The 12,310-nt window shown below is 42.2% G+C and carries 15 protein-coding genes; 12 read left to right on the top strand and 3 right to left on the bottom strand.

Annotated features, from left to right (window positions below):
• The 7 genes from opp4B to AYJ08_RS00040 all read left to right on the top strand — a co-directional run.
• Positions 1-889: oligopeptide ABC transporter permease (gene opp4B / locus AYJ08_RS00070; protein WP_064016087.1), on the top strand; the 889-nt coding region annotated here is incomplete at its 5' end.
• A gap of 13 nt (positions 890-902) precedes the next feature.
• The gene (opp4C, locus tag AYJ08_RS00065; RefSeq protein WP_064016085.1) at positions 903-1,814 is read left to right on the top strand and encodes an oligopeptide ABC transporter permease; all 912 of its coding nucleotides are present in this window, start codon (positions 903-905) and stop codon (positions 1,812-1,814) included.
• Between the two features lie 120 nt (positions 1,815-1,934).
• Positions 1,935-2,828, top strand: a complete 894-nt coding sequence (locus tag AYJ08_RS00060) for an RluA family pseudouridine synthase (protein WP_031412431.1) — start codon at positions 1,935-1,937, stop codon at positions 2,826-2,828.
• 54 nt (positions 2,829-2,882) lie between these two features.
• Positions 2,883-3,230: a DUF3870 domain-containing protein gene (locus tag AYJ08_RS00055; protein ID WP_064016084.1), complete on the top strand. Its 348-nt coding sequence runs from the start codon at positions 2,883-2,885 to the stop codon at positions 3,228-3,230.
• A 211-nt stretch (positions 3,231-3,441) separates the two neighbouring features.
• Positions 3,442-4,392, top strand: coding sequence for a fumarylacetoacetate hydrolase family protein (locus AYJ08_RS00050; RefSeq protein ID WP_064016086.1), 951 nt, complete (start codon positions 3,442-3,444; stop codon positions 4,390-4,392).
• A gap of 14 nt (positions 4,393-4,406) precedes the next feature.
• Positions 4,407-5,570 (top strand): homogentisate 1,2-dioxygenase, encoded by a 1,164-nt coding sequence (locus AYJ08_RS00045; RefSeq protein WP_064016083.1) that lies wholly within the window; start codon positions 4,407-4,409, stop codon positions 5,568-5,570.
• Between the two features lie 21 nt (positions 5,571-5,591).
• Complete coding sequence (locus AYJ08_RS00040) at positions 5,592-6,212, top strand: flavin reductase family protein (protein WP_064016082.1); 621 nt, start codon at positions 5,592-5,594, stop codon at positions 6,210-6,212.
• A gap of 44 nt (positions 6,213-6,256) precedes the next feature.
• On the opposite strand, the gene AYJ08_RS24795 is transcribed toward AYJ08_RS00040, so the two are convergent.
• Both AYJ08_RS24795 and proV read right to left on the bottom strand, forming a co-directional pair.
• Positions 6,257-7,993: an ABC transporter permease/substrate binding protein gene (locus AYJ08_RS24795; protein ID WP_064016081.1), complete on the bottom strand. Its 1,737-nt coding sequence runs from the start codon at positions 7,991-7,993 to the stop codon at positions 6,257-6,259.
• Complete coding sequence (gene proV, locus AYJ08_RS00030) at positions 7,993-9,189, bottom strand: glycine betaine/L-proline ABC transporter ATP-binding protein ProV (RefSeq protein ID WP_031412421.1); 1,197 nt, start codon at positions 9,187-9,189, stop codon at positions 7,993-7,995. Before proV ends, AYJ08_RS24795 begins: the two co-directional genes overlap by 1 nt.
• A gap of 289 nt (positions 9,190-9,478) precedes the next feature.
• Between proV and AYJ08_RS00025 the strand changes: the two genes are divergently transcribed.
• On the top strand, positions 9,479-10,036 hold the full coding sequence (locus AYJ08_RS00025) for a GbsR/MarR family transcriptional regulator (RefSeq protein WP_064016080.1): 558 nt from the start codon (positions 9,479-9,481) through the stop codon (positions 10,034-10,036).
• A 129-nt stretch (positions 10,037-10,165) separates the two neighbouring features.
• Here AYJ08_RS00025 and AYJ08_RS00020 read toward each other — a convergent pair whose 3' ends face one another.
• On the bottom strand, positions 10,166-10,540 hold the full coding sequence (locus AYJ08_RS00020; protein ID WP_231928950.1) for a hypothetical protein: 375 nt from the start codon (positions 10,538-10,540) through the stop codon (positions 10,166-10,168).
• Between the two features lie 121 nt (positions 10,541-10,661).
• On the opposite strand from AYJ08_RS00020, the gene AYJ08_RS00015 reads away from it, so the two are divergent.
• From AYJ08_RS00015 to AYJ08_RS00005, 4 genes are all read left to right on the top strand, one after another.
• Positions 10,662-11,027 carry a PspC domain-containing protein gene (locus tag AYJ08_RS00015; protein WP_064016078.1) on the top strand — a complete coding sequence of 122 codons (366 nt, stop codon included), beginning with the start codon at positions 10,662-10,664 and terminating at the stop codon, positions 11,025-11,027.
• Between the two features lie 85 nt (positions 11,028-11,112).
• A complete protein-coding gene (locus AYJ08_RS23715; RefSeq protein ID WP_003338703.1) occupies positions 11,113-11,283 on the top strand; it encodes a hypothetical protein in 171 nt (56 codons plus the stop codon).
• 163 nt (positions 11,284-11,446) lie between these two features.
• On the top strand, positions 11,447-11,686 hold the full coding sequence (locus AYJ08_RS00010; protein WP_064016077.1) for a hypothetical protein: 240 nt from the start codon (positions 11,447-11,449) through the stop codon (positions 11,684-11,686).
• Between the two features lie 194 nt (positions 11,687-11,880).
• The coding region (locus AYJ08_RS00005; RefSeq protein ID WP_064016076.1) for a DedA family protein at positions 11,881-12,310 on the top strand (430 nt) is incomplete at its 3' end.

Here is a 12,310-nt window from a genome sequence, read left to right as displayed (position 1 = left end):
GGCAAAATTAATGCCAGGGGACGCCCTTTCGGGGAAGATTGACCCTAATAATGCCAATCCCGAGTATATAGCCAAAATGCGAGAATCGCTAGGATTTAACGATCCCATTCCCGTTCAATATGGCCGTTGGGTTAGTGGTTTTTTACGGGGAGATTTAGGTGACTCGTTTAATCATAAAATGCCAGTTACTCAACTGATTGGCGAGCGGTTACCGAATACTATTTTCTTAATGAGCATGTCTTTGGTGTTTACTTATCTAGGTGCTTTGGTGATGGGGATGATTGCAGCTCGGCGTAGATTTACGTGGATCGATAATATCATTGTGACGCTGAATTATATTGGATATGCCATTCCATCGTTTTTTGCAGCTATTGTATGCATATATGTGTTTGCTATTTTATTGGGGTGGGTGCCTGCGAGCGGTTCTATCGGTGTGGATGTCGAGCAAGGAACCTTATCTTACTATTTGAGCAAAGTAGGGCATACGATCCTGCCCGCCGCTGTGCTTGGTCTATTTAATACAGCCGCCTACACTCAATTTTTGCGCAACGACATTATTGAAGGCAGCGGTAAGGATTATGTACGTACGGCTATGGCAAAGGGTACAGGTGAATCTGCTATTTATAACAAGCATATTTTGCGTAATTCTCTTATCCCGATGGTAACATTTCTAGGACTTGATATCGGTAATCTGCTCGGGGGAGCGGTAATAGTCGAAACCATCTTTACCTATCCTGGACTGGGACAACTCTTTATCAACTCCATTAACAACCGAGATTATTCTGTCGTTATGTCGATCACCATGCTGTTAACCTTTATGGCGCTATTAGGTAATCTGATTGCGGATTGGTTGTACAGTGTTGTTGATCCACGGATACGATTGAAATAGGGAGGAAAGAGATATGGAACCCGTTATTACATCCAACAGTCCAGAAGTTTCTGCTCATCAAGAGAAGCGTAGGGGGACTTCACCATGGGCGATCGGAATGCGCAAATTTGCAAAAAATAAGCTAGCAATCGCTAGTATTATTTTCTTAGCAGTGATCTTTCTGATCTGTTTTTCAGCAGATTTTTTAACTCATTATGATCCCATTAAAATTGATATCCGCAATTTGAACCAAGCCCCTAGTTCTGATCATTGGTTAGGGACAGATAAGGGGGGACGTGATGTTTATACGCGGCTTTTATATGGTGGGCAAATTTCGCTGACAATTGGTCTTTCCATTACGTTATTTGTCGTTATCTTCGGTACTCTGATAGGATCTGTGGCTGGTTATTTTGGCGGATTGGTAGATAATTTACTTATGCGTTTTACGGATTTTATTATTACATTTCCGTTTCTCATTTTTGTTATTGTATTGAACTCAGTCTTCACGGCCTCGGGTGTACTAACACTGATTACAGTGGTTAGTGTACTTAGCTGGGGTTCTACTGCGAGGATGGTACGTGGCAAGATTTTAGCGGAAAAAGAGAATGAATATGTGCATAGCGCTATCTCAATTGGATGTACGCCTGCACAGGTTATTATCAAGCATATTTTACCTAATGTTATCTCCACGATCATTGTACAGGGGGTTTATTTGTTGGCTTCCATGATCGTAGTAGAGACAGGACTTAGCTTTTTAGGCTTTGGTGTTCCTTCTAACGTACCGTCTTGGGGGAATATCATGTCAGATGCGGTCTCTCCGGAAGTCATTGAACAACAATGGTGGATTTGGCTGCCAGCAGGTGCTTGTATTACATTGACAATTTTAGCGATTAACTTCGTAGGAGAAGGCTTGAAGGACGCTTTTAATCCAAAATCTCTGCGTTAGCTAAAATAAAAATTTCTTGGATGAAGCCTTTCTCACTTTGTTTCTCTCTAGAGGACGCAGAGTGAGAAGGGCTTTTGTGCTATACTAACGGTAATCATTTCTCAGAGCGAGGATACAAATATGAAAGAGCTGTTATTACGTTTTCATGCAAGTGAGCAACAAGCAGGGCGCAGTTTACGAGAGGTCCTACAAAAAGACTATGAGATATCTCGCAAGCTGTTGATCCGGGCTAAATTCAGCGGTGAGATACAGATAAATGGAGAACTTGCTTTTGTAACACGAATTGTAGAAGCAGGAGATATTATTACAATCTGGATGGATGAGGAAGAGTCTGAAAACCTTGAGCCTGAGGCAATGGATTTACAGATTCGATATGAGGACGAGGATGTTTTGGTACTAGCAAAGCCTCCTGGAATAGTAGTCCACCCAACTGGCATGCATGTGACAGGAACCTTGGCAAATGGTGTCATCCATTACTGGCAGCAAAAGGGAGAACGCCGTAAATTTCGTCCAGTGAGCCGATTGGATAAGGATACGACTGGGCTAATTATTATTGCTAAAAATCAGTGGGCCCATGACCGGTTCTCACGTATGCAAAAAAATCGAAGCCTAAAAAGACGTTACCAAGCCCTCGTTCATGGACGTGTAACCCCGCAAAGTGGAGTAATCGACGCACCTATTGGCCGCAAAGAGGAATCCATTGTAGAGCGTGAGGTTCGCCCAGATGGACAGCAGGCGGTGACACATTATCAGGTGTTGAAAAGCACAGATGAGCTAAGTCATATTCAGCTACAATTAGAAACAGGACGAACCCATCAGATACGTGTCCATATGAGTTATTTAGGTTATCCATTGCTTGGAGATGATCTATATGGAGGAAGGCGTGAGCTTATTGGCAGACAAGCGTTACATGCCTTTGAGCTACGCTTTCAACATCCGCGCACTGGTGAGGAAATATGTCTAACAGAGCCACTTCCAGAAGATATGCAGAAAATCGTAGAATGTTCAGAATAGTTCTGGTCAAAATGATTCGTTTGCTTTATTATGGAAGAAGGAGGGGAAGGGATCATGACAAATGTGCCCCTGCCTCGTTATACAGACGATGCTTACATTTTAGCCACAGGATTTGCCCAACTGCCTAAGGGAACACCTTTGACAGATACCCAAAAGATGTTTGCCTGTTCTTTAGTGATGGATAGCCGAACAGATCAGGTGGTTGATGCCTCATTTACTTTTTTAATGGGGTTAAATGAAGAATTTATTCGGGGCTTGGTGATCGGTGCATACCTGCCATCAGAATGGGAGAAGCTGCAGGCAACCATTCGTAAGCGTGCTTTGGTACCGACACAAGGAACAGTGCTTCAAGCTCTCCGCTCTGCATTGGATCGATATTTGGAAGGTAAACAGCAGGTCTGAGATATCTCGGTAGTTAAAAAGATAGCAGAGTGACACTGGGTGTTTATGGGGAATAATCCTAAGAAGATTTTTCTCGGTGAAGTAAACATAAGCCAGTTGTTCATACTGCCATACAATAAGTGACTTGAAAGGAGTATTCCTTTTGGTTTTTCTTGTGTGGCTTTATGTGCAACTGGTTTTTTTGTTCATGAAAAAAGTGGGAGGTGAAGTCGTGAAGCTAGTTAGCTATCAACGAAAAAAAGAGAACACAACGTTAGAAAATCAGGTCGAATGGCGGGCTGGCTTGTATGTAGGAAAGAAAGTTATGGACATAGCTGATACAGTGGAAGGGGCTCCATCAACCATTCAGGGCTTATTAAACGAATGGGACAAATGGTACCCATGTTTACTTGAACAACAGCTAATCGAGCATGAAGATATGATTCCTTTGGAAGAGATACATCTAGGTGCTCCTATTCCTCGCCCCCCCAGCTTTCGAGACTTTTATGCATTTGAGCAGCACGTAAAGACGTGTCGAAAGCGTAGAGGCCTTGAAATGGTTCCAGAATGGTATCAGTTACCTGTCTTTTATTTTTCAAATCCGGCCGCATTTATCGGAACAGAAGCCAATATCACTATACCCAAGCAAACAAAGTCTCTTGATTACGAGTTAGAGATTGCCTGTGTCATTAGTAAAAAAGGGGTAGATATCCCCATAGAAAGGGCAGATGAGTATATCGCCGGCTTTATGATTCTAAATGACTGGAGTGCGCGCGACATTCAACGCGAGGAAGTGAAAGTGGGACTTGGACCTGCTAAGGCTAAGGATTTTGCAACCTCTACAGGCCCTTGGTTGGTTACTGCTGACGAACTAAGCGGTCGTATTATTCCCTCCTCAAATGGAAATCGTTATGATCTGCAAATGACAGCAAGGATAAATGGCAAGCAGTACTCGCGCGGAAATTTTGTAGATATCTATTATACATTTGCTCAAATGATTGCGCGTGCTTCCGAAGCTTGTTTTTTGTACCCTGGAGATGTTATTGGCTCCGGTACGGTAGGAAGTGGATGCTTATTAGAATTAGGTGGTGGAGAACAATACAAGTGGCTACAGCCAGGAGATGTTGTTGAATTGGAGATCGATCATCTAGGTACTCTGCGAAATACCATTATAGAAGCATAAGGGAGGAATATTTCATGCCATTTTACGTAAAAATGGGCGAAGTGCCGCGGAAACGCCATACCACATTTTTTAAGCCAAATGGTGAGCTGTACCGTGAGCAACTGATGGGCACAAAAGGTTTTTCTGGGATTCAATCCATTTTGTATCATCACAACCCTCCAACACAAGTGACGGAAGTAAAGAAAATAGCTACAATTGATATGCAATATGTGGAGCGCGAGGAATTACGTCACCAGCACTTTCTGAGCTTCGATGCTCCAAAAGGGGGAGACCCTATAGTAGGCCGTCGTTACTTATTGGGAAATGATGATGTGGTAATGGCTGTCTGTTCGCCAACTGAGGAAATGGATTATTATTATCGTAACGCGGAAGGAGACGAGGTCATCTTCGTTCATAAGGGCGAGGGAGAGCTTCAAACCATCTTTGGTACCATTACGTATCGACCGGGCGATTATTTAGTTATCCCGATTGGTACGACTTATCGAATTGTACCCTCAACGGAGGATACGCGTTTTCTTGTGATTGAATCTCAAAATGAAATTGTTCCGCCTAAGCGTTATCGAAACGAGCATGGACAATTGTTGGAACATTCTCCATTTTGTGAGCGGGATATGCGATTGCCGGAACGATTGGAAACACATGTGGAGGAAGGGAGCTTTGAAGTTCGAGTCAAACAAAATCACACATTATATAGCTATACATTTGATTTTCATCCGTTTGATGTTGTTGGATGGGATGGCTATTTATTCCCCTATGCGCTGAGTATTCATGATTTTGAACCGATAACGGGCCGCGTGCATCAGCCACCTCCAGTTCATCAGACATTTGCTGGTCAGAATTTTGTGATTTGTTCCTTTGTCCCCCGTTTATATGACTATCATCCGCAGGCTATTCCAGCGCCGTATTACCACAGTAACGTAGAGAGCGATGAAGTCCTATATTATGTGGATGGCAACTTTATGAGTCGCAAAGGTGTGGTAGAAGGCTCCATCACTCTGCATCCCATGGGTATTCCACATGGACCGCATCCAGGTAAGATCGAGGCAAGCATTGGTAAAAAAGAGACGAAGGAATTAGCGGTCATGCTAGATACTTTCCGTCCGTTAAAAGCAACAAGGCAGGCGCTCGCACTAGAAGATACAGCTTATATGTATAGCTGGCTACCTGTAACGAAATAGGGAAAAAAGGAGGCATGGCGTGTGGAGCTACGAATAAGCGAGTTAGAGAGACAGGAAAAATATAAATTACTGATAGGTGGCATCATTCCGCGTCCCATTGCCTGGGTTACATCGCACAATCCAGAAGGTGTGGTAAATGCAGCCCCATTTAGTTATTTTAATGTTGCTTGCATTGACCCGATGATGATTTCCATAGCGGTCTCGCGAAAACCAGGACAGATGATGAAGGATACAGCTCGGAATATCTCGGTAACAAAGGAATTTGTCGTTAACACAGTAGATGTGCATAATGTTGCGTTGGTAAATGAAACCTCAGCCGACTTTCCAGCGGATCAAAGTGAGGTAGAGGCGCTAGGACTTGATCTGACTCCTTCTCAAGCAATCAAAGTACCGAGATTAGCGTTATCTAAAATTCATTTTGAATGCAAGCTACATCAGATTGTTACATTAGGCGAGCCGTCCGCTTCCGATTTAATCATTGGCGAGGTTGTACATGTGCATATAGATGATTCTATGTACTTTAATGGAAAAATTGATGCTGAAAAATTTGCTCCTGTCAGCCGTTTAGCTGGGCATACGTACGCCACGTTAGGTGAACTGTTTGATCATCCTCGACCTGTATACGATCCAAAAAAATATTGATAAACAGGAAAAAGGCACCCTCTGAAGTGAGGATGCCTTTTGTATTATTTGAGTTCAATGCCTGCTAGCCATTTTTCTACTATTTCTGGGTGAGCGTCAAGCCATTCCTTGGCAGCATCATCGGGCTCGACGCCTTCCTGAATACGAACCATTACTTGCGCCATATCTTCTGGAGTCCATTTAAACTGGCGCAGGAATTGATAAGCATCTGGTAAGTCCTCTTGCAATCCTAAGCGGACAATCGTGTGGATTTGTTCGTCTTCTCCAAATGATTTTTTAGGATCGTCAAGATACTTTAATTTCATTTTGGCGAACATCCAATGTGGTGTCCAGCCTGTAACAACAATTGGCTTTTGCTGGCTGTACGCTTTTTGTAGCTCAGTAGCCATCGCTGCGGATGAAGCCTCCATCAGAGTCCAGTCCGTTAGTTGATAATCCTGTAGCATTTTAGTAGCTGCTGACATCAGACCAGCTCCAGGCTCAATCCCAATAATTGTTGCTTTCGTAGCATTTTTTATATCAGAACGTCTTAAGTCATCAATAGACGAGATATTCATATATTCTGGAACAACCAAACCAAGTCGTGTGCCTTCTAAATTTGCCCCCAGGTCTTCTACTTGATCTTTGTTTTTAGCGTAGAAGCTAGCATGCGTTTTAGGTAGCCAAGCAGCAACAAGGGCATCAGCGCTCTTGGTCGCAACGCCTGTCCACATTGGACCTGCTTCGACCTGTAACATATTAACCTGATAACCTAACTTTTGTTCTAACACTTGTTTTACTACATGCGTACTAGCAATTTCAGAATCCCATGCTACATAGGAAAGGGTAATGTTTTTGGCATTGCCGCCACCATTACCAGCAACACCATTTACAATGCTGGAAATAACCAAAATGGCGATTGAGGCTAAAATGAATGGTCTACGATATTTTATAGCAGGCTTTGCGGATTTCTTCTCTTGTCCTTTAATGAGCGTTTGGGTAAAGCGATCCAAAATAATCGCTAGAATAACAACAGCAATCCCTGCTTCAAAGCCTACGCCGGTTTTTGTTTGCGTAACGGCACGGTAAACATCTGAACCTAAGCCTTGTGCCCCGATCATGGATGAAATAACAACCATCGATAGCGATAGCATAATAGTCTGGTTAATCCCAGCCATAATGGAAGGGATGGCTAATGGCAATTGCAGCTTGATTAATTTTTGCATAGATGTAGAACCAAATGCATCTGCTGCCTCCACTAAATCCTCAGGTACTTGTCGAATCCCTAAATTTGTTAGTCGAATAGTTGGAGGAATCGCAAAGATAACAGAAGCAATAACACCTGGTACCACGCCTAGTGAGAAGAACGTAACCGCTGGCAGCAGATATACGAATGCTGGCATGGTCTGCATGAAATCCAAAATGGGTGTGACGATGCTTTGAGCCGTATTTTTCTTTGCGCACCAAATCCCAATCGGCACCCCAAGAAGAATGGAAATCATGGCCGCCGTTAGGACCTGAGCTAACGTCATCATTGTTTGAGGCCAATAGCCAAGGTTGTATATGAGGAGTAAGCCCAATAAAGAAAAGAGAGCCATTCTCCAGCGTGCTACAAAATAAATGATCAGGGAGAACAACACGATAAAGAGCAGAGCAGGAATATTCATAAATAGCCACTCAAAACCGCTAACCAACCCGCCGATAATAGCACTAATTACTGCAAATAAAGGACCTAAGGAAGCATCAAACCATGCTTCTAATGATTCAATCCATGAACCTAAAGGAATTTTAAACATATTCATTATACTGTTTCACCGCCTTCTGTGTTGCCGGAGAGTGCGGCTAGTACGGCTCCGCGGATGATAATTCCCTGCAAGCGATTTCCCTCATCTACTACTGCTACAGGGACTCGTGTAGAGCTTACGATATCAAATAGTTCATTGAGCACTGTATCGGGGGAGACAGTAGGAACCTCTTCCTTTATTAGAATATCTGCTAGCTTTTTACCCTCTTTAACTGCCTGTACGGCATCATCAGCAGTAATGGCCCCAAGTAAACGTTTGTGGGTGTCTACTACATATAAAGTCGATACCCCGCGTTCTTGCATAAATTGCAAAGCAACGCGCGGCCCGCGTTCCAAGGTAATAGTTTCAGGGCGTTTCATAACTTGAGTAGCTGTAAGTACCTTGGACAGGTCTACGTCCTCTACAAAGCGTTCTACATATTTATTAGCCGGGTTGGTCAAAATTTCTTCCGGTGTTCCAACCTGGACGACATTTCCATCCTTCATTAAGGCAATACGGTCACCAATCCGTAATGCTTCATCCAAATCATGCGTGATAAAAATAATGGTTTTCTTCATTTTTGTTTGTAATTCTAAGAGCTCATCTTGCATCTCTTTGCGTATCAAAGGATCAAGAGCACTAAACGCTTCGTCCATCAACAAAACATCGGGATCATTGGCTAAGCCGCGAGCAAGACCGACACGTTGCTGCATACCGCCGCTAAGCTGATCAGGTAAGGAGTTTTCCCAGCCTTTTAAACCAACCAATTCCAGAGATTTCATTGCTTTTTCTTGTCTTTCGGCTTTAGGTATTCCCGATACTTCTAAACCATACTCTACATTTTCTAAAACTGTACGATGTGGAAAGAGAGCAAATTTTTGGAAAACCATTGTGATATTTTTACGTCGCACTTCGCGAAGATCTTCTTGATTTAAGGATACGATATCCTTTCCATTAATAAACACATGGCCATCTGTCGGCTCAATTAGACGATTCAATAATCGCACTAATGTGGATTTACCGCTACCCGACAGCCCCATTATAACGAATATTTCTCCAGCCTCTATCGAAAAAGAAGCTTGATTTACCCCAACCGTCATTTTTGTCTCTTTGAGGATTTTTTCTTTTGTCCAGCCCTCTTTGAGCAGGGGTATGGCTTTTTTTGGATCACGGCCAAATACTTTTGTTAAATTTTTGACTTCAATAATTGGCATGAAGACACTCCCTTCTTCTGGTAATTTCTTTCTTTTGCTCCCAGAGAAAACGTTCAATTTTGTAACGAAACGCTCCGGTAAGTGTATGAAAAATGTATGAACATGAGCAAACAGGAAATAACTTGATCAAGTACGTACAGAAAAAACTTTACGAACTTTATGTACAGTATACTCCATTTTTCGTAAAATTTCACCTATACCCAGTCCTTTACTAGGGTATGGTTGCCTCCTACAATAAAATCGATATAATGAAAGATGAAGTTTGACCTGTCCTAGGAGGTAAGCAACAATGGATGAATTTGAAGGACTTCCTGAAGAGCTTCAGGTTGCCGTTCAAAAAACGCGCCATCGTATGATTGAAACGGTTGGTAAAAACATGGATTTATTTGGAGTGACCCAATCTGTTGGTCATTTATATGGCATGATGTACTTTTCGCAAGGTCCAGTTACTCTTGACGAAATGGGCAAGAAAATGGGGATGAGCAAAACCAGTATGAGCACTGGAATGCGCACCCTGATCGATCTGAAAATGGTCAACAAAGTTTGGAGCAAAGGTTCTCGTAAAGATCTTTATGAAACGGAACCAGATTGGCATCAAAATCTGGGTGATTACTTTTCGATACGTTGGCGCAAATCAATGGAAAGCAATGTGCATCATTTGCACAAGTCCCTCAGAGAACTACAAGTTCTGTTAGATAAGTACGGAGACAATCCTCAAGCCTGCAATTTAATTAAGGGTGACATGCTTAAAATGCAGCATGCGCTGTCTTATTATAAGTGGTTAGAAAAATTGATCCGTTCCTTTGAAACAGGTGAGATATTTACTTTCATACCTAAAGAAGAATAATACGCCAAAACAAGTGCAGCGCTGAGGGAGTCCTTAGCGTTTTTTGTTTGTACAAAAAATACTAATTTATTTGTACCCATATATGGCTTATTAAAACACCCTTACGAACAGTTTTTTCAAAGCCTGCTGTTATTTTTGATAGGGTGAATTTGAATTATTCGTCACAATGATTTGTTTTGGTCCAAACAGACCTCCGTAATCGGACACGGATTCAGGTCTAACAACCAGATCATAATCTGTGCCACTCCCTGAATTAACCGGCATTCCGTACGGTGTAAAGTTATTTTGATTTGTTGCTGTTTGGGGATGGCTTTGTAAAAAATAGACATGCGGATTCGATTTAATGCTAGCCGGTACACCTTGAATTTGACTTGAATGGCTCCTATTACAACCAGCTGTAGACAACAATCCTAACGTACCGATAAGCAATACGGTTATCGCTTTTTTCTTGCTCACATTGATCACCTCTTCAATAGCGTGAGCAACCTGATTCTTTTTATGCAAGCCTGTCTCCGCCTGTAGACGGAGGAAAAATCCCACTCCAGCCAGTTTTGAACAAAAGCTGATTTCGATATCCTAGTATTATCAAGAACAGGTATATATATTGAGAGGGGATGCGCCTATTATGAATCGTATCTATCGGTCCCAATCTGATAAAAAAATCTTTGGGGTTTGTGGCGGTTTCGCTGCTTTTCTAGGAATTGATGCGACATTGCTTCGTTTGGTAACCGCTGTTGTCACCTTTTTTACAGGGGTACCACTCTTGCTGTACTTCTTGCTCGCTTTCATCATGCCGAAGGAGCCGATGTGGGAGCAGGCACGCTATCAGCGTCCACAGCCTGAATTTGCATCAGGATTTTATCAAGAACCTTTCTATGAAAAAGCAAACTATGATAAAGGTTTAGATCAGGAAATGGAACGACTGGAAAAAGCCGCAATGCGTCAAGAAATAAAACGGCTGCGTGCGGAATTAGAAAAATATCAGTCCTGATGGCAAAGAAAATGGAAACAATATGCTGTCGTTGCATATGATGTAAGGTGGTTCGTTGGGATCTTACATAGGGAGGGAAACGATAGTGTATATCGGTGTTTTTGATATGCAAGAGCGCCTGGATCAAACACGAAAAATGCTTCGGGATAAAAAGCATTTGCTTAAAATGCTAGAGGAAGATATTCGTGGTTTAGAAAATGATGTTCAGGTGTTAGAAGAGATGCTGACAACATGTCCATCGGATACAACCAAATAATGACATGCAAAAGAGGCACAAGAAATTATGTGGCCTCTTTTGGTTTTAAAGAGAAGTATATATCATTTAAAGCTGGCAATACATAAGGTTATGGACAGAAGGTTGATTCCTTGGGCAGTTTGGGAGATAATAGTTTCTATACTGTAGGATGAGGTGGAAGGTAATGTCAACGACTGAACTATTGTTAAAGACGCATTTTGAAGGGCGTGTATTGCGAACGTTGCAATCCTATTTCCGTCGCAATAACGACGTTCTTTTAAAAGAAAGTCTAATCGCGACCGGTTTAGAAAAAGAAGACGTTGAACATGTCATGGCGATGATTTATAACAAACATACGGTTAGCGAAATTATGGTAGTTCTCCGTGAACGTAATGCATTTGCTCGTGACCAACAAGCGGAATAAACTCAGAAAAGGAACCAGCGCATCATGGAGCGTGGTTCCTTTCTTTTTTAGTAGAGCCCAATAAGAACAAGGCAGGTTGAGTATTTGTATGCAACCAATAGTGGTCAAGGACGTCATATTGGGTAGAAAAGATAACTTGAACTTACTTGCTAAGATCTGGCACGATATATAGAGAAAGGAAAGGGAAGACCTGAATGAATGAATTTATTAATCATTTTGGGGGATATATCTCACAGTATGGATACTTTGCTCTCTATGGACTATTCTTTTTTGGCTTGATTGGCTTGCCTGTTCCTGAGGAGACGCTTTTGGTGTTTTCGGGGTTTTTGGTATCTAAGGGAGATCTGCATTTCCTACCAACCTTTTTAGTCTGCTATCTAGGCTCCATAAGTGCGATGACAGCAGCTTATTGGATTGGATTTAAATTGGGGCATCCTTTTATAGAAAAATACCTGAAGCGTTTCGAAAAAGGGTATCGAATGTATAAAAAAACGGAGGAATGGTTTCAACGTTTTGGGAAGTGGGCCATTCCCATTGGCTATTTTTTGCCTGGGATTCGTCAATATACCGCTTATTTTGCGGGTATCACAGAGCTGCGTTTTCGTACTTTTGCTATTTTAGCCT

The organism is Brevibacillus sp. SKDU10 (assembly GCF_001645205.1).
GTDB lineage: Bacteria > Bacillota > Bacilli > Brevibacillales > Brevibacillaceae > Brevibacillus_B > Brevibacillus_B halotolerans.
Note: the sequence above shows the minus strand (reverse complement) of the source record. Positions and strands in the feature narration are given on the sequence as shown.